We start from the raw sequence: 18500 nt of genomic DNA on the forward strand, positions 1-18500 counted from the left end.
TGAGGAAGCTTCGGCTTTTCCCGGTCGAAGACGGTTGAAACGCGCTGATGGTGCTTCGAGCATTATCCCTATTAGGACGAGATCAAGAGCCGGAGCAATTCGAGATGATCACCGAACTGATCCTCTGCGCCTCGCTGACGGCCGTCGACGGCGACACAGTGAAATGCGATGGGCAGAATATGCGACTGCTGGGGAAGGTGTCCCGTTAGCCAGCTTCGCGCCAGCAGCGGGCTTTTTTCTTAGAGGACAGCTGTGATCTGGGAACCTCTTCAGTCAGTTAATGGTTTTGACGACGGGCCGCACGGCTTCAGTACCTTGTACTGCTGCGCCAGCACCCCTGTCGCAGCGTCCGTGCGGTTCACAGTCGACCGCCCCAAGGCGGTGAAACGGCTGGTGCGCAACTGTACAGGAACTACCGCCTCGCATTGATAGTTAACTCCTCGGATCGTTAACTAGCGTTGCCCTGCGCTATTCGCGATCTACCCCCTCCACGGGGTCGGGGCCGCGCAGAGAGGGGTCATCTCCTTCTCCAACCTCTTCTGCGCGGGCTCCCGGCGTGAGACATGACGGATTCGAAGCCGAACCGCGTGACCTATGCGGAACGCCAGAATAAATATTGCCACCAGCTGTTGCGGAATACCATCCGCCTGCGCAAGGGCATGAAGTGGTCGGACGGACAGCCTTACACCACAGCCGACGTGAAATTCTGGTACGACACCATCCTCACGGACAAGCGCGTTGCCGTTAACGGCCAGGGGCATTGGAAGACATCAGGCAAGCCGGCAGAGCTCAAAATCGTCGACGAGCAGACGTTTAAAGTTATCTTCCCGAAGCCTAACGGTATGTTCGCTCTTCAGGTCGCCTGGGCTAATAGCGATCACACGACCCGCTGTCCCAAGCATTATCTCGAGCAGTTCCATATCGACTATAATCCGAAGGCTGACGAGCTTGCCAAGCAGCGCGGCTTCGAGAGCTGGATCGCCGCCTTCCAGTCCGCCTCCGGCTTTCAGGACGACAACGCTTTCTTCCTGAACTCCTCGAAAAAGCCCTGTCTGCATGCCTGGATGTTCACTGTCGCCCCAGGCGAGAATACCGAACGCGCCATTGCCGAGCGCAATCCCTTCTACTGGAAGGTTGATACGGAGGGGAACCAGCTCCCTTATATGGACCGTATCGTCTACCAGATGGTTGCAGATCCTCAAGTGCTGCTCTTGAAGGCCATGCAGGGAGATCGACCTGATGGACCAGTACATCGCAACACCAAACAACAAGTCGGTGCTCTATGACGCACGCGAGCAGGGCAAGTATGATTTTTACACGCTGACTTCGACCGAAGCCAATGTGATGAACTTCATCTTCAACCTGAACCACAATGACGAGACCAAGCGAAAGCTCTTCCGCAACAAGGACTTCCGTGCGGCACTCTCCATGGCGCTCGATCGCCAGTCGCTGATCGATGCCGTGCTCGTCGGACAGGGCGCTCCCGCCCAGCCATCGATCAAGCAGGGCGATCCGCTCTACAACGAGCAGCTCGCCACGCAGTTCACGAGCTACGATGTCGACAAGGCGAATGCCATGCTCGACACGCTCATTCCAAAGCGTGACGACCAGAACTTCCGTCTGGATGAGAAGGGCCGCCGCCTGACGGTGATCTTCGAGATCGATCAGGCGCGCGCCGTCTTCCTCGATTTGTTCCAGCTCGTCATCCCGATGTTCCAGGCCGTCGGCATTGACGCGCAGATGCGCACCATGGATCGGTCGCTGTGGGAAACCCGCGTCCGGCAGGGCCGCGATTTCGACGCGACGGCGCATCAGTTTGGCGCCAATGGCGGCGTTGCCGCCATGCTCGACCCGCGCTATTACGTGCCGACGGATTCGAACGCTATGTATGCACCGGCATGGCAGCTTTGGTATCTCGACCGCAACAACGCAAATGCGGAAGAGCCGCCGGAAGAGACCAAGAAGCAGCTTGAGCTCTACGACAAGCTGAAATCGACCTCCGATCCGGCCGCCCAGCAAGAGGTCATGAAGCAGATCCTGCAGGGTGCGGCTGACAACTTCTATGTTTTTGGCATTTCACTGCCCCCGGATGGCTACGGCATTGTCAAGAACAACATGAAGAACATAACGAAGACGATGCCGAACTCATTCGGATGGCCGACGCCTGCTCCCACCATGCCGGAGCAATTCTACAAGGTCTGATGGCCTTTGACAGCCATGAATGCGAGGCGCCGGTCTGCCAGCCGGCGCAAGGTCCCACATTCCCCAGCGCTTGGATGAAGACGATGCTTGACGCCAGAAGACAGAATAGCGACACCCTGCGCACCCCGAACTGGTTCAAGACCGCAACAAGGTGGACCCAGCTCACCTTCGTGGAGGACGATCCGGAAAAATATGATCCGGCCTTCTGGGTCGACGTTTTCAAACGCACGAAATCCAACGCGGTATGCCTCAGCGCCGGCGGCTACATCGCCTATTATCCGAGTGAGGTCCCCTATCACTATGTGAGCAAATATCTGGGCGATAAGGACATCTTCGGCGCGCTCGTCGATGCCGCCCGAAAGCTCGACATGCACGTCATGGCCCGAGTCGACCCACACGCAATCCACGACGATGCCGCCAAGGCACATCCCGAATGGGTGATGATTAATGCCGACGGCACGCCGCGCCGCCACTGGGCTTACCCTGATGTCTGGGTGACCAATGCCTATGGCGATTACAATACCGCCTTCATGCCTGAGGTCGTCAAGGAGATCGTTCGCAAATACGATATAGACGCCGTCTTCGCAAATCGCTGGCAGGGCCATGGGGTCGATTACAGCGAAGACAGCGCGCGCCGCTTCAAGGATAAGTTCGGCCACGACCTGCCGAAAAAGCCGGATGTCGAAGACCCGGCCTGGCAGGCCTGGGTGCAGTGGCGCCGCCGCGTACTGACCGACATGATTGCCCAGTGGGACGATGCGGTCAAAGCAATCCGCCCGCATGCGAGCTTCATCCCGAACATGGGCGGCGCCTCGCTGATGGAATTCGACCTCTCGGTGATCGCTAAACATTGCCCCTTCCTCGTTGTCGACCATCAAGGCCGCAAAGGCCTCGAACTAGGCTGGTCGGCCGGCCGCAACGGCAAGCGCATCCGCGCCACCTTCCCCGATCGCCCCGTCGTGCTCATCACGTCGATCGGCCCGGAGGAGGAATACCGCTGGAAGGATGCCGTCACCTCGGGAGAGGAAATGCAGCTCTGGATTAATGACGGCACGGCCCATGGCCTCTATGCCTGGTTCACCAAGTTCAACGGCGTCGTGCCGGACAATCGCTGGGTAGAACCGGTCGCCGACGCCTTTGCACTACAGGCAGCCGTCGAGCCGGTCCTAGAAAGCATGCAGCCGACTGCCGAAATCGCCGTCGTTGATCCTTCGACCACCCTTCGCCACTGGGCGCCGGAAGAGCGGCACAATGCCGAGAAGCACGATCTCGGCTTCTATCACGCGCTCGTCGAAGCCCGCCTGCCCTTCGAGCTTCTCTCGGATCAGGTTCTGACCAATGAAAATCTTGACCGTTTCAAAGTGATTATCCTCGCCAATGCTTCCTGCCTTTCCGATGCGCAGAACGAGGCAATCCGCGCCTATGTCGAACGTGGCGGCAGCGTCGTTGCTTCCTACGAAACCTCACTCCGCGATGAATTCGGCAAGAAGCGCAACGAATTCGGCCTTTCGGATGTGCTGGGTGCAAAGCTCGTTTCCGGCCCGCGCGGAATCATCAAGAACACCTATGTGGCACTGTCAGGCGATCATCCTGTTAATCAGGGCTATGAGGGTGCCGAGCGCATCATGGGGGGCACGCGCCTCATTCATGCCGACCCGACCGGCAATGCGACAACGCCCTTCCTCTACGTGCCCGATTTCCCGGACCTGCCGATGGAAGAGGTCTATCCTCGCAAAGCGCCGGAAGGTGCTGCCGTCATCGCCCGCGAAACCGGAAAGGGCGGTCGTACGGTCTATATCCCCTGGAATATCGGGGAGATCTTCTGGGAAGTCTTCGCGGTCGACCATGGCAAGCTAATCAGCAATGCCGTCAGCTGGGCCCTCGGCAAGACCCCGCGCGTCACGGTCGAGGGTCCCGGCGTCATCGATATGGCATTGCGCGACAGTACCGAAGGTATCGCGGTCAGTCTCTTCAACCTCACCAACCCGATGATGATGAAGGGTCCGATCCGCCAAAATTATCCCCTGGCGGCACAGACGGTTTCAGTGGAAATTCCTCGGGGAAAGTCGCTAGCCAAGGCATGGCTCACCGTTACCGACCGCGCCGCAAACTTCAGCGTCAAGGATGGCCGTGCACAGGTGGAAGTGCCTGATATCGAGCGGCTGGAGGTGCTGCACCTCACCTGGAAATGAGGTGTCGAGACAAGGAGGAGCGTTTTCGGCCTGAAGGGGCCGAAAGCGGATGGAGATCCGAAGGAAGCGCCTGACCGGGCGCTCTCAACGGGAGGAGAAACATTCCGATGCATGGCTATATCTTCAAGCGCGTGCTCTACATGATCCCGACCTTGTTCGGCATGTCGCTGATCTCGTTCCTGATCATCCAGCTGCCGCCGGGTGATTACCTGACGTCAATGATCGCGACGATGAGCGACAGCGGCCAGGCCGTCGATCCTGCGCAGATCGAGCGACTGAAAGAGATCTACGGCTTCGACGACCCCTTCTATATCCAGTATCTCAAATGGATCTGGGGCATTGTCAGTCGCGGTGATTTCGGCTGGTCCTTCGAGTGGAACCAGCCCGTCTCCGGCCTCATCTGGGCGCGCATGGGTTCGACGCTGGTCATCTCGTTTCTGAGCCTGCTCTTCGTCTGGATCGTCGCCCTGCCGATCGGCATCTATTCGGCCGTGCGCCGCCACTCGATCAGCGACCACGTCTTCACCTTTTTCGGTTTCATCGGCCTTGCGGTACCGAACTTCATCCTGGCGCTGACCTTGATGTATGTCGCCTACCGCTACCTCGGCCAGAGCGTAGGCGGCCTCAACTCCCCGGAATTTGCCGAAGCACCCTGGAGCCTCGCCAAGCTAGGCGATTTTCTCGCCCATCTCTGGATCCCCATTATCATCATCGGCGCGTCGGGCACCGCCGCCATGATCCGCATCCTGCGCGCCAACCTCACGGACGAGCTGCACAAGCCCTATGTCATCACCGCTCGCGCCAAGGGCCTGCCGGAATATAAGGTGATCCTGAAATATCCAGTGCGAATAGCGCTGAACCCCTTCGTCTCGGCGATCGGCTGGGTACTACCCCATCTCGTCTCCGGCGTGACAATTACCGCCATCGTCCTGAATTTGCCGACCGCAGGTCCCCTGCTTTTTCGCGCCCTAGTGTCGCAGGACATGTACCTCGCCGGCAGCTTCATCCTGCTGCTCTCGGCGTTGACCCTCGTCGGCATGCTCCTGTCGGACCTGCTGCTTGGGCTGCTTGATCCGCGCATCCGGTTCAATTGAGGAGGCGCCGATGACCCACGAAACATTCGCGTCCCATAGCGATCCCCTCAACATCGTTGCCGAAGGTCCCTCGATCAGCCCGCTGAAACAGGGCAAAACCGTATCGACCGCAGTCATCGGTCCCTGGCGGCTGGTCGCCGGCAAGCTGATCCGCCAGAAGGTGGCGATGGTCGCCGGCGTGGTCATCCTCCTGCTCTATCTCATCGGTCTCTTTGCCGAATTCCTGGCGCCTTCCCTGCCCGCGACCTCCAAGCCGCAATATACCTACGCGCCGCCGCAAGGCCTCAGCTTCTTTGTCAACAAACCGGATGGCAGCTCGGAATTCAGTTTCCATGTCAAAGGTTACAAGGTGGAGATCGAAAAGGTTGCGTTGAGGCGCACCTTCGTCGTCGATGATACGAAGGTCGTGCCGATCGGCTTCTTCGTCAAAGGCGCGGCCTATGATCTCTGGGGTCTGGTCCCAATGAACCGGCATTTCATTGGCCCGATCAACCCTAATGATCCCATGTACCTGCTCGGCGCCGATCGCCTCGGCCGCGACGTTCTCACGCGGCTGATCTACGGCACCCGCATTTCGATGTCGATCGGCCTCGTCGGCGTCGCCATGTCGCTCGTCCTCGGCGTCGTGCTTGGCTCTATCTCCGGCTTCTACGGCGGCTGGGTGGATACGCTGATCCAGCGCGTCATCGAAGTCGTCAGCGCCATGCCGACCATCCCGCTGTGGCTCGGCCTTGCCGCGGCAATCCCGCTCACATGGTCGCCGGTCGACGTCTATTTCGTCATCACCATCATCGTCTCGCTGCTTGGCTGGACTAGTCTTGCCCGCGAAGTGCGCGGCCGCTTTCTGGCGCTGCGGGGCGAGGATTTCGTTACTGCCGCAAAGCTTGACGGCTCAAGCGAGGCGCGGCTGATCTTCCGCCATATCCTGCCGTCGCTGACGAGCCATATCCTGGCTGTCGTCACGCTCGCCGTGCCGACGATGATCGTGGCGGAAACCTCGCTCTCCTTCCTCGGAATCGGCCTAAAGCCGCCTGTTGTCAGCTGGGGCGTGCTGCTGCAGGACGCCCAGAATATCCGCACGGTCGCAACCGCGCCCTGGCTGCTGATCTGGCCGTCTCTGGCGGTAGTCGTTGCCGTCCTGTCCTTCAACTTCTTCGGCGACGGCCTGCGCGACGCAGCCGATCCCTATGACAATTGAGGAGCAAGCCATGACCGATCTTCCAGAAGATGTCGTCCTCTCGGTTGAAAATCTCTCCGTCGATTTCCGGCTGCGCACGCATATCCTGCATGCCGTCGAGAATGTCAGCTTCGAGCTGAAGCGTGGGCAGACGCTCTGCCTCGTCGGCGAAAGCGGCTCGGGCAAGAGTGTGACCGCCCGCTCGTTGCTGCAGATCGTCGACAGACCCGGCACCATCGTCGGTGGCCGCATCCTCCTGCGCAACGGCAGCGAGATCACCGACATCGCCACCCTCGGACCCAGCAGCCGCGCCATGAGGGAGATCCGCGGCCGGCGCATCGGCCTCATCTTCCAGGAGCCGATGAGTTCGCTCTCGCCGGTCCATACGATCGGCTCGCAGATCGTCGAGGCGATCCGCCTGCACAGCAATCTCGACGGGAGGGCGGCACGTGCCCGCATGGTCGAGCTGCTGCGCCAGGTCGAAATCCCGAACCCCGACAAGATGGCCGACCGCTACACCTTCGAATTCTCGGGCGGCATGCGCCAGCGCGCCATGATCGCCATGGCTCTTGCCGGCAATCCCGATATCCTGATCGCCGACGAGCCGACCACCGCACTCGACGTAACGACACAGGCCGAAATCCTCGACCTCATCAAGCGCCTGCAAGTCAATCGCGGCATGGCGATGCTGCTCATCACCCATGATATGGGCGTGGTCGCCGAAGTGGCAGATGATGTCGCCGTCATGCGCTTCGGCCATATCGTCGAGCGCGGTCCGGTCGATGCCATCTATCATGCCGCGACCCATCCCTACACACGCCCGCTGCTGGCCTCGACCGTCAAGCTGACACATCATGTCGAAGGCAGACTCCCGGCAATCGCCTTGTCTTCGCAGGCACCGCAACCGATCCTGTCTGTGCGCAATCTCAGCAAGACCTTCGGCTGGCATGGCAATGCCAACACGCTACGCGCCGTCGATGACGCCAATTTCGACCTCTATCCCGGCGAGAACCTCGGCATTGTCGGAGAGAGCGGTTCCGGCAAGACGACACTCGGCCGCCTGATCCTGCGCACCGTCGAGCCGACGACCGGCACGATCCTCTACCGCGGGAAGGATGGCGGCGAGACCGATATAACCAAGCTCGGCAAGAAGGAGCTGCGCAACTTCCACCGCGAAGTCCGTCTCGTCTTCCAGGACCCCTTCGCATCCCTCAACCCGCGCATGACCGTCAAGGAAGTGATCGGCGATCCACTGCTCGTCAACGGCCTCGCCAAGGGCAAGGCGCTGGAGGACCGCGTCGCCGAGCTGATGCGCCTCGTCGGCCTTGATCCGATGGGCATGGAGCGCTATCCGCACGCATTCTCGGGCGGCCAGCGCCAGCGCATCGGCATTGCTCGCGCCCTTGCACTCGACCCGCGCATCATCATCGCCGATGAAGCGACTTCGGCGCTTGACGTTTCGATCCGCAGCCAGATCCTCGACCTGCTGCTCGATATCCGCCAGCGGCTGAACCTCAGCTTCATCTTCATTTCTCACGACATTTCGGTGGTACGCTACTTCTGCGATCGCGTAGCCGTGATGCATCGCGGCAAGATCGTCGAACTCGGCGAGGCCGAGCAGATCTGCACTGCACCGCAGGAAGCCTATACGAAGAGCCTCGTTTCAGCCGTTCCCAATCCCGACCCACGCGACAAACGCATGCTTCACCGGCATCGCTTCATCGCTCCCGCCAATGCCTGAGGACGTTCCAGTGCCGAAATTTTCCGCCAACCTTTCCCTCCTCTACCAGGACATAGCCTTCCTGGATCGTTTCGCCGCCGCGGCAAAGGACGGCTTCGGCGCGCTCGAATATCTCGGCCCCTATACCGAGCCAAAAGAAAAGGTCGCCGATGCGCTGAAGGCAAACGGCTTGAAGCAGGCGCTCTTCAACGTGCCCTCTGGAGACTGGGCCGGCGGCGAACGTGGCATTGCGTGCCTGCCGGATCGTATCGAGGAGTTCCGCGCCGGCATCTCGCTGGCCCTCGATTACGCCAAGGCGCTCGCCTGCCCGCAGGTCAACGTCATCTCCGGCCTCGTGCCGAAAGGTGCCGATCTCGAAACGCTGGAAAAGGTTCTCGTCGAAAACCTGAAATATGCCGTTCAGCGCACCGCCGATGCCGGCGTGAAGCTCTTGATCGAGCCGATCAACCTGCGCGACATGCCGGGCTTCTTTTTGTCGACGACCAATCATGCTGAGCGCATCCTCGAAAAGGTGGCATCCGACAATTTCTACATCCAGTATGATTTCTACCACATGCAGATCATGCAGGGCGACCTGATCCCGACCTTTATCCGGCTAAAGGACAGGATTGCCCATGTGCAGATTGCTGACAATCCCGGCCGCAACGAACCTGGCACGGGTGAGATCAATTACGGCTTCGTCCTCTCCGAACTCGACCGCCTCGGCTACGACGGCTGGGTCGGCTGCGAATACAAGCCGAAGGCTGGCACCAACGAAGGCCTCGGCTGGATGAAACCCTATCGGAAGTGAGCGACACATGAATATCGGTTTTATCGGACTGGGCGTCATGGGCCGCCCGATGGCGGAGCACCTGATCGATGCCGGCCACACGCTGCATCTGAGCCGTGTGAAGGACCCCTCGCAGCACCTCGTCACCAAGGGCGGCAGGGCTGTCCACACTGCCAAGGCTGTTGCCGAGGCCTCAGACATCACCATTCTGATGCTGCCGGATACGCCTGACGTCGAAGCCGTGCTCTTCGGTGAGAATGGAATGACCTCTGGCCTTTCCTCGGGCAAGCTCGTCATCGACATGAGTTCGATCTCGCCCGTCGCCACCAAGGACTTTGCCAGGCGCATCGAAGCACTCGGCTGCGACTATGTCGATGCTCCGGTCTCCGGCGGCGAAGTCGGCGCCAAGGCCGCTTCGCTGACGATTATGGCCGGCGGCAAGGATGAGGCTTTCGAGCAAGCCAGGCCACTCTTCGAAAAGATGGGCAAGAATATCACGCTGGTCGGCGGCGTCGGCGATGGCCAGACCGCCAAGCTCGCCAACCAGATCATCGTCGGGCTGACGATCGAAGCCGTCTCCGAAGCGCTGCTCTTTGCCAAACGCGCCGGCGCCGATCCGGCCAAGGTGCGCGCAGCCTTGATGGGCGGATTTGCCGCCTCGCGCATTCTCGAAGTTCACGGCGAGCGCATGGTCAAGGAGACCTTCGACCCCGGCTTCCGTATCCGATTGCATCGCAAGGACATGACGCTGGCCGTCGATGCCGCCCGCGCGCTTGATCTGTCCTTGCCGAACACGGCTGCCACACAGCAACTCATGAATGCCGCTGTTGCAAATGGCGACGGTGAACGCGACCATTCCGCCCTTATCCGCACGCTCGAGCTCCTCGCCGGAGGGCCGCGCTAGATCAAGACCACCTAGAACACCCGGGCGACATCTTCGATTGCCTTCCACCGGAGCCCTTTTTTTCCGGATGGCGAAGCCATGTCCGGACATCGATAGAGAAGGACAGGACAATGCTCAGAAACGATATCCAATTCCCTTATGGCGCCGTCTATTTCCGCAAGTCCAATCCGCCGCGCGACGACTGGGAACGCGACTACACCACCGCTGGCGAAGACGGCCTGAACATCTTCCGCCACTGGTTCATGTGGAGCGCCATCGAAGTCGCCCCCGGCGTCTACGACTGGGAAGAATATGACCGCCAGCTCGATCTTGCCGCCCAAAACGGCATCAAGACGATTATCGCTGAGCTCATTCATGCGGTGCCGGATTGGGCCGTCCGCAAATATGCCGATGCGCTGCAGGTCAATGCCGACGGCACCAAGCTCGGCTCCTCCATGGGTGTATCGGCGGCAACTGGCGGCTTTTCCAACAATGGCGGCGGCGCCGGTGCGCTGACGCTGAATTGCCCGGAAGTGAAGGAAGCGGCCGGCAATTTTTTGACCGCGCTTGCCACCCGTTACAAGGACCATCCGGCGATTTATGGCTACGACGTCTGGAATGAGTGCAACTATTCCGCCGACGTCGATTACAGCAGCTATGCCAAAGCCGCCTTCCGCAGATGGCTGGAGAAGAAATACGGCAGCTTGAAAGTTCTCGCCAAAGCCTGGCACCGCTACAGCTATGCCGAATGGGAGGATATCGAGCCGCCGGTCCACATGGCGCCCTATCCGGAATGCATCGACTGGCTGCAGTTCAAGCGCGACAATTTCTATAATCAGATGCAATGGCGCGTCGATACGATCCGCGCGGTCGACCAGAAGAACGTCATTGCCGCCCACGGCATCTCCGGCTCGATCCCGAACATGGTCGCCAATGGCTGCGACGACTGGCTCGCCGCTTCCAAGGTCGAAATCTACGGTTTCACCTGGATCCAGGCCCGCAAGGGTACCGAGCCGTGGAAGACTTGGTACGGGGTCGACATTAACCGAGCCGCCGCCCGCGGCAAACCCTTCTGGCATGCGGAGCGTCAGGGCGGTCCGCTCTGGCTGCAGCCGCAGGTGATCGGCCGGGACAAGGAGGACGGCCGCGTCGCCGAGCCCGAGGACATCCGGATCTGGAGTATGACTTCCTTTGCCGGCGGCGCGCGCGGCGTGCTGAACTTGCGCTGGCGTCCGCTGCTCGACGGACCGCTCTTCGGCGCCTTCGGCGCCTATGGCATGGACGGTAGCCGCACGCCACGTTCGGACATGCAGAGTATAATGGCGAAATGGGCGAACGATCCGGCGCAGGCAGTGCTTTGGGAAGCCAAGCCGGTGCGTGGCGAGGTGGGCATCCTCGTCGTTCGCGAAACGCAGGAATGGGATTACCTGTTGAACTATGACCGCAAGGAAAAGCCCTATCCCGAAGCCATGTGGGGCGCTTACCGCGCCTTCCTCGAACAGGGTCTGCAACCGGATTGGGTCCACATCGACGATATCGACTCCTATGACTTTCTCTATTTCCCTTACCCGATCATGTTCACCGCCGAACAGGCGGTACGCCTGAAAACCTGGGTGGAGAAAGGCGGCACGCTCATTTCCGAAGCCTGCCCCGGCTACTTCGGCGACCGTGGTCATGTCGGCCAGGTGCAGCCTAATCTGGGGCTCGATGAGGTCTTCGGAGTGCGCGAGGAAGACGTTGAATTCATGCCCGACATCGGCCACCGTATCCGTTTCAAGGTCGGCGACATAGCCGTCGATGGCGGAGGTCTGCTGCAATCTTACCGCCTGACAAACGGCATGGGGCGCGGCTATTTCGACGATGGGCGCCTTGCAGTCGTCGAAAGTCGCTTTGGCAAGGGCCGCACCTTGCTTATCGGAACCAATCCCTCTGTCGCCTTCTATCGCACGGACGGTAGGTGCAATGCCGCTTTTTTTGCCGGGCTTGTGGCCTGGAGCGCCAGGACGCGGCACGTAACCTTATCGAATGAAGCGATCTTTGCTCGCATCCACAGGGGGGAGAGCGCAAGCTTCCTATGGCTGGTCAACCCGACACGCAAGAACCAGACAACATCAGTCAGCCTTGCTGAAGGAAAGCTCTCGGGCGCGAAGGCCGTCTGGCCGCCTGAATTTGCTTATGATGCAGACCGGCTCGAAGTGCCGGCGCGAGACGTGCTGATCCTGCCGCTATCGTAGTCAGCAGTGAACGATATTGAACTGGGCCGGACGGATGCAGGCAGGCTACGATCAAAATCCCGATGTGAGACGATGTGAGCGATAATGTCGACCCGAGATCCGGAGGCGAGACAAGGTCCTCGTCGTAGAGGACGAGTTCTTCATCGCCGATGAACTCTGGTGGAGACCTTATCCTGGTGGTTGAGCAAATCTGCGCCAACCGCTTCACGCGGAGCCTCCATCCGAGGGACGAGGCTTGAGTGGCAACACCGTCATCGTCTTCATCGATTTGAAGCGTCATCACCACCCAATCCGGAGGCGTGACTCCCTGGCAGTTCCTCGGTGCTGAGGACCTTGGTCAAGGCGTCGACGGTATCGAGATCACCGCGTGGTTCCCACCTATCGCGCTCCAGTGTCCATGGGTACAGTATCGCCCCTGATCCCTTTGTCCGACAAGCATAGCTGGTTCGGCCGTCGCTTGAAGGCGAGCATAACGGACATGCGCGTTTCCGGGGAAGCACAGAAATCGTGGCGAGTTTCTCTCGCGCACCTTCATCAAGGGAGAACCCGATGGCAAAGAAACAGACATCTCGAGGCCGCACACAGGATCGCGCCCGCGTCGCCGGCGGCCAGGATCACGAGGTGAAATATGAAGCGAAGAAGGAAGGCGTCTTCAAGGATACCGTCAAGAGCGGCGGAAACTCACGCAAGAAGGTCGAAGCCGAAATCGTCCGGCACTGATCTGCTACCAATTTCACCTTTCGAGGCCAATCAACCGGCGGTCTATTACCTCGCCCCGTTGAAGCAGGAGCTTTCCGCACATGGACGTCGCCAACGAGGCTCGCGTCAACGCCTCTGTGAAGTCTCTCGGCATTACCCGTATCGTCCCCCACCGCGACAATATCCTCGCCGAGCTTGTTGCAGACTTTCGGAATGCCAGCGGTTTTAGTGCCTCGCCAGCCGTGAGCTTCACGACCGCCAAATCATTGGTCTCAGTTTGTTCAGGAGAAACGCTCCTTCTGCCCGGCGGGTGCTGGACTGACGGGCGGTGCGGTGGTCCTGCGATTTTGATCCGGCGTTGCAGTAGCAGGCGCGCTATTGCCGGTTGGCTGGGCTGCGGCCGTAAAGCAAAAGCATGGCGATGATGACGACGCCATAGATGATCTGCCGCCCTGCCTCCGGCATCTGCATGACGGAGAGGATCGATTGCAGCAGCGTAATCAGGATTACGCCGGCAACGGTGCCGAGATAGGAGCCCTTGCCGCCGAGAATGGAGGTTCCGCCGAGCACGACGGCGGCGATCGAGGGCAGGAGATAAGCATCGCCCATGGACTGCGCCGCTTTCGATGCATAGCCAGCAAGCAGGGCACCTCCGAAGGCGCTCAGCGCCCCTGAGGCAATGAAGGCCATCATGACGATCCGGCGGGTATTGATACCGGAAAGATAGGCGGCACCCTCCCGATTGCCGATACCATAGACGGACCGGCCAAATGTCGTGCGGTTAAGGACGAAGACCGTTGCGGCGCCGAGGACCGCCCAGATGAGAACGCCATTGGGTAGCCCGGGCAGAAGGAAGCCGGTTGCTAGATAGCGCATCGCAAATGTTGCCGAATCCTGCGGCGAGAAGCCGCCAGTATAGACGACCATCAGTCCTTGCGCGACGGCGTTGGTCGCCAGGGTGATTATCATCGAGGGGATGCGCAAATAGGCGACGCCGATCCCGTTGGCGAGCCCGATCGCCATGCCGCAGGCAATGCCGAAGGGAATGGCCAGAGCCTCGCCGAGTGGGCCGTAAGCGGCAGCCGCGCACGCCATCATTCCGCCGACGGCGACAGACCACGGTACGGAAAGATCGATCTGGCCGAGCAGCACGACGATCATCATGCCTGTGGCGATGACGCCAAGGAAGGATGCGACCTTCAACTGCTGGAGGAGATATTCCGGCGACAGGAAACTCGCCGAATAGAAACTGCCGATGATGAGCAGCAGGAAAATGCAGGCGAAGGCGGTGGCGATGGCCGGGTCCAGCCGATGCATGAACTTGGAAAGCCGGGTCACTGAGTGTTCTCGCATTAGGTCGTTCATCCGAACCATTCCAGGCGATTGCGCACACGGAACAATGCGAACGCGCCAAGGCTCACCGCGACGAGCAGCACCACACCCTGGAACAGCGGCTGCCACAGCGGATCGAAATCGAAGACGAAGAGGAGGTCGCCGATGGTCCGGAAGGCGAGGGCTCCGAAGATTGCGCCGATCGCGCTGCCTTTGCCGCCGAACAGGGATACGCCGCCGAGCACCACCGAAGCGATTGAGAACAGTGTATAGGCATTGCCACTCGCAAAGGCTGCCTCGCCGGTGAAGGTGAAGAAGGTGAGGAAGAGCCCGCCAATCGACGCAAGAAGACCAGCGAGCGCATAGGCGGTAAATTTCGCGCGGCGGATGGGCAGGCCGGACATATAAGCCGCGATCTCCGATGAACCAGAGGCATAGGCTGCCCGCCCGATCAGGGAGCGGCTGAACGGTACCCATATGACAAGAACGACGGCGATGAGAGCGACAATGCTGGCCGGGAAAAGGTCGAAGACCTTGCCGGTCATGACGTCTGCCAGTTCCTCGTTGACCGATCCGCCGGGAAAGGGTCGCAGCAGGAGGGCGATGCCGAAGAACACAGCGCCGGTGGCGATCGTGGCAACGATCGGCTGCAATCGTCCATAGATGACGATCAGGCCGTTGAGCGCGCCGCAGGCAAGACCGGTTGCCAGGACGGCCATCACGCCAAGGGCAGTTTCAAGCGGCGAGCCGAGCACGAGCCAGGAAGCCAGTGCATTGGTCAGGATGAAGATCATGCCGACCGACAGGTCGATGCCGGCGGTGATCACCACCAACGTCTGAGCCATCGCGACGAAGGCAAGCAGCACGCCCTTGTTCGCCGCGGTCTGGACGACATTAGCCGTCAGTCCGGCGGGATGATTGGAGACGTAGATTGCAAACATGACGACGAATATGCCGGCTGCCATCACCGTGCCGCGCCGTTCGCCCAACCGGTAACGCCACTCCTTCATGCCGCGCTCCCCACATTCTCGCTACCGACATTTAGTGCGCTCGCCACCAGCGCATGCTCGGTGATGCCGTCGCCCTTCAATTCGCGTCTGATGCTGCCGTTGTAGAAGACGAGAACGCGATCGCAGCAGCCGATCAACTCGCCGTAATCCGTCGAATAAAAGAGTATGGCTGCTCCCGCTTCGGCTAAGCGCCGCAGCAACTGATAGATCTCCTGCTTGGTGCCGACATCGATGCCGCGTGTCGGATCGTTGAGCAGAATGATCCGCGGCTTGCGCATCAGCCACTTGGCGATGACGACCTTCTGTTGGTTGCCACCGGAGAGCGCTCCGACCGGGATGTCAAGACCTGCCGTCTTGATCGCGAGTAGCTGTACCATCTCCTCGATCAGCCGTTCTTCCTTTTCCTGATCTATCACCCACGCTCTGGACACCCGGTCCAGTACCGCAAAGGATAGATTTTCCCGGACCGTCATCGGCAGCATTAAGCCTTCCGTCTTGCGGTCCTCTGGGATAAGCGCCATGCCTATTTGTTCGGATTTTGCCGCTGCCGGGCTTGCAAGCGTAACTGCCTTACCGTCGACAAGGACGGAACCTGTGGTCCCGCGCAGGACGCCGAAGAGCGCAAGCAGCAGCTCGCGCTGCCCTTGTCCATCCAGGCCTCCAAGGCCGACGACTTCACCACGACCGACGGTAAGCGAAATGTCGTGCAGCGTATCCGCCCAGCCGAGGTTGCGGCATTCCAGGACCGGACGGACTTCATCCTTCGTAACTCGTTCCGGTTTCGGCGGAAAGGCGCGGCTGTATTCCCGACCGATCATCATTTCGACGATCTCGCCATCGCTGTGCGTGGCTGCCGGGAAACTCGCCACATTGCGGCCGTTGCGCAAGACCGTGCATTGATCCGCCAATTCGGCGATCTCCTGCATGCGATGAGAAATGTAAAGGAGTGCCAGCCCTTCGGACCTGAGCCGCCGCAAAACGGCGAAGACCCCGGCGACATCGGCTGCCGTCAGTGCCGACGTTCCTTCGTCAAGAATGAGAATGCGCGGTTTCCAGGCGAGCGCCTTGGCGATCTCCACCAGTTGTCGGCGCGAGAGCGGCAGGTCCTTGACCAGCTCTCGCGGATGAATGTCGCTGGCGCCTGCCCGCGCGAGCATCTCCTCGGCGATGACGCGTTGCGCCTTGCGGTCAATCAGGCCGAAACGGCGCGGCGGAGTGGCGATAGAGATGTTGTCGGCAACGCTGAGGTCCGGGATCAGCGAGAGTTCCTGAAATACGCAGGTGACGCCGGCGGCTGAAGCCTCGGCCGGGGAGCGGAAGGTTACCGGATGCCCGTCGAGCAGCATGCGGCCTTCATCCGGCGCGACGACGCCGGCCATGATCTTGATCAGCGTGGATTTTCCCGCGCCGTTCTCGCCGAGAATAGCGTGGATTTTCCCGGCATCCACGGTGAGTTTGGCGTTTTCTAACGCATGTACGCCGCCGTAACGCTTCGATACACCGCTCAACTCAAAAAGCGGGGTTGCCGCCGGTTTTTCTGGTGCCGTCATGAATGTCCTCGGGGCAGGTGTTTCTCGCGCGCCGCGGGCAGAGCCGCGGCACGCCGATCAAGCGATCTGGTTGGACCCCCGCCTATTGGTTTTCCTTCGACTGCCCCATGATCTCCTGTGCGGTGAAATTGATGCCGCAGGTCGGAAAAGCGTTGCCGACGAAGAAATTGTCCGACTGATCCGGATAGAAGTCCTGGCCCTCCTTGAAGTTCGGGTCCTCGACGATTGCCAACGGCAACTTGATGGACTGCGGCACGACCTGTCCTTCAAGTGCTGCGATCGCCGTCTTGATGGCAACCGCCACCTGGGCAGGCCCGGTGCCGGCCGAGGAGCATTTCAGGCCTTCGCCAGCATATTTGGCGCAGAACTTGCGGAAGCCGTTTTCCGTTTCGCCACCGAAAGGCACGAACGGATGTTTGGCATCGATCATTGCTTGCACGACGCCGGTATCGCCGCCCTGCGCGGTGATGCCGTCGAACTTCTTGTGCACGGCTATCGCGTCGGCGGTGGCCTTCTGTGCCGTCGGGTCGTCCCACTTGCCGAGCACTTCGACGACATCCCACTTCTTGCCGGTGGCATCCAAGGTTTCGTGTATGCCGTTGTGGCGGTCGGTATCAACTGACGTTCCGGCAACCCCGCGCACCTCGAGAACTTTGCCGCCGTCAGGCAGGTGCTTTGCTAGCCAGTTCGCCCACAACACGCCAAGGCCCTTCTGGTCGACGTTGACGTTGATTGCGTCTTGTGTATCCAGAATATTGTCGAAGGCGACCAGGACGACGCCGGCCTGCTTTGCGCGCTTGATGACCGGTCCAAATGCCGTCGGATTCTGGGCATTGACGACGATGGCGTCGTAACCGGAATCGATGAAGTTGTTGATCGCCGAAATCTGCGCCGGCACGTCCTCACCGGTGGAAACGACCTTGAACTCCTTGAGTTTGGCGGCGACATCCGGCTGAGCGGCATAGGCTTTCGCCGTCTGGATCATCTGAATGCGCCAGGTGTTGGCGATATAACCATTGGCGAGCGCGATGCGATAAGGCCCGTCTTTTTTCGGAAATTTGAAGAACTTGGTATCCGCCGCCCACGGCGCGAAGCAGTCAGCCTCGGCCGCAGGCCCGCTGACAATTTCCGGTTGGGCAAGAGCCGTGGAGTGGGAAAGCGTAAATGCAGCCGCGGCGAGAAGGCCGCCGACCAATGTCTTGTACATCGAATCCTCCCATTTGTTGCCATGTTCGGATCGGCATCGAATGGGTGTCGGTATCATCGACTGTCCGCTGCAGTTTGTTCTGCAGTCGGTTGCCGGTCCGGCAGTGCATGTCGATACGCTATCCAAATGACGCCGGATGGGTTCCTCCCGAGGGCGTCAAGCAGTCGATGTTAGCGCTGCCAATTATGATTGTAAAGAAGCACGCAATGACCTGATTAACGCGGATTCTCAAGCTCATCCGGAGAAGATAGGGTCGCCGAGGCCTGTCCTGAAGCTGCTCTTTTGCCGCCACGAATTGACTTCACACGATGCCGTGGTGCACTGGAGCTTGTCGTAGCAACGAAATTGCCCGCGATCGCGACGTCCCGCGACCAGCCGGTTGCATCGTGATGCCGAACAACCATTTTCGC

General features: G+C 60.1%; 12 protein-coding genes and 2 pseudogenes. 10 read left to right on the forward strand and 4 right to left on the reverse strand.

The genetic code is table 11. The features are described from left to right. Window positions 1-104 precede the first annotated feature (104 nt). From FHX14_RS32895 to FHX14_RS02810, 10 genes and pseudogenes are all read left to right on the forward strand, one after another. A pseudogene (locus FHX14_RS32895) lies at window positions 105-194 on the forward strand (thermonuclease family protein); the annotation flags it as partial. 444 nt (window positions 195-638) lie between these two features. Then, a pseudogene (locus tag FHX14_RS02770) lies at window positions 639-2202 on the forward strand (ABC transporter substrate-binding protein); the annotation flags it as partial. Window positions 2203-2285: 83 nt separating this feature from the next. Next, window positions 2286-4394: an alpha-amylase family protein gene (locus FHX14_RS02775; RefSeq protein ID WP_184376016.1), complete on the forward strand. Its 2109-nt coding sequence runs from the start codon at window positions 2286-2288 to the stop codon at window positions 4392-4394. A gap of 107 nt (window positions 4395-4501) precedes the next feature. After that, a complete protein-coding gene (locus FHX14_RS02780) occupies window positions 4502-5488 on the forward strand; it encodes an ABC transporter permease (protein WP_184376018.1) in 987 nt (328 codons plus the stop codon). A 10-nt stretch (window positions 5489-5498) separates the two neighbouring features. After that, window positions 5499-6686 (forward strand): ABC transporter permease, encoded by a 1188-nt coding sequence (locus tag FHX14_RS02785; RefSeq protein ID WP_184376020.1) that lies wholly within the window; start codon window positions 5499-5501, stop codon window positions 6684-6686. 10 nt (window positions 6687-6696) lie between these two features. Further along, window positions 6697-8406 (forward strand): ABC transporter ATP-binding protein, encoded by a 1710-nt coding sequence (locus tag FHX14_RS02790; RefSeq protein WP_184376022.1) that lies wholly within the window; start codon window positions 6697-6699, stop codon window positions 8404-8406. Between the two features lie 10 nt (window positions 8407-8416). After that, window positions 8417-9196: a 2-oxo-tetronate isomerase gene (otnI, locus tag FHX14_RS02795; protein ID WP_184376024.1), complete on the forward strand. Its 780-nt coding sequence runs from the start codon at window positions 8417-8419 to the stop codon at window positions 9194-9196. A 7-nt stretch (window positions 9197-9203) separates the two neighbouring features. Continuing rightward, window positions 9204-10079 carry a 2-hydroxy-3-oxopropionate reductase gene (locus tag FHX14_RS02800; RefSeq protein ID WP_184376026.1) on the forward strand — a complete coding sequence of 292 codons (876 nt, stop codon included), beginning with the start codon at window positions 9204-9206 and terminating at the stop codon, window positions 10077-10079. Window positions 10080-10189: 110 nt separating this feature from the next. Then, window positions 10190-12292 (forward strand): alpha-amylase family protein, encoded by a 2103-nt coding sequence (locus FHX14_RS02805; RefSeq protein WP_184376030.1) that lies wholly within the window; start codon window positions 10190-10192, stop codon window positions 12290-12292. A 549-nt stretch (window positions 12293-12841) separates the two neighbouring features. Then, window positions 12842-13012: a DUF3606 domain-containing protein gene (locus tag FHX14_RS02810; RefSeq protein ID WP_184376033.1), complete on the forward strand. Its 171-nt coding sequence runs from the start codon at window positions 12842-12844 to the stop codon at window positions 13010-13012. A 354-nt stretch (window positions 13013-13366) separates the two neighbouring features. Here FHX14_RS02810 and FHX14_RS02815 read toward each other — a convergent pair whose 3' ends face one another. The 4 genes from FHX14_RS02815 to FHX14_RS02830 all read right to left on the reverse strand — a co-directional run bounded on the left by FHX14_RS02815 (window position 13367) and on the right by FHX14_RS02830 (window position 18090). Continuing rightward, window positions 13367-14356: an ABC transporter permease gene (locus FHX14_RS02815; protein WP_184376035.1), complete on the reverse strand. Its 990-nt coding sequence runs from the start codon at window positions 14354-14356 to the stop codon at window positions 13367-13369. Beyond that, a complete protein-coding gene (locus FHX14_RS02820) occupies window positions 14353-15333 on the reverse strand; it encodes an ABC transporter permease (protein ID WP_184376038.1) in 981 nt (326 codons plus the stop codon). Before FHX14_RS02820 ends, FHX14_RS02815 begins: the two co-directional genes overlap by 4 nt. Beyond that, window positions 15330-16883: a sugar ABC transporter ATP-binding protein gene (locus FHX14_RS02825; protein WP_184376041.1), complete on the reverse strand. Its 1554-nt coding sequence runs from the start codon at window positions 16881-16883 to the stop codon at window positions 15330-15332. The genes FHX14_RS02820 and FHX14_RS02825 overlap by 4 nt, the downstream gene beginning before the upstream one ends. A gap of 82 nt (window positions 16884-16965) precedes the next feature. Further along, the gene (locus tag FHX14_RS02830) at window positions 16966-18090 is read right to left on the reverse strand and encodes a sugar ABC transporter substrate-binding protein (RefSeq protein ID WP_097625533.1); all 1125 of its coding nucleotides are present in this window, start codon (window positions 18088-18090) and stop codon (window positions 16966-16968) included. Window positions 18091-18500: the final 410 nt, after the last annotated feature.

The sequence above is a fragment of the Rhizobium sp. BK619 genome (assembly GCF_014195245.1).
Lineage (GTDB): Bacteria > Pseudomonadota > Alphaproteobacteria > Rhizobiales > Rhizobiaceae > Rhizobium > Rhizobium acidisoli.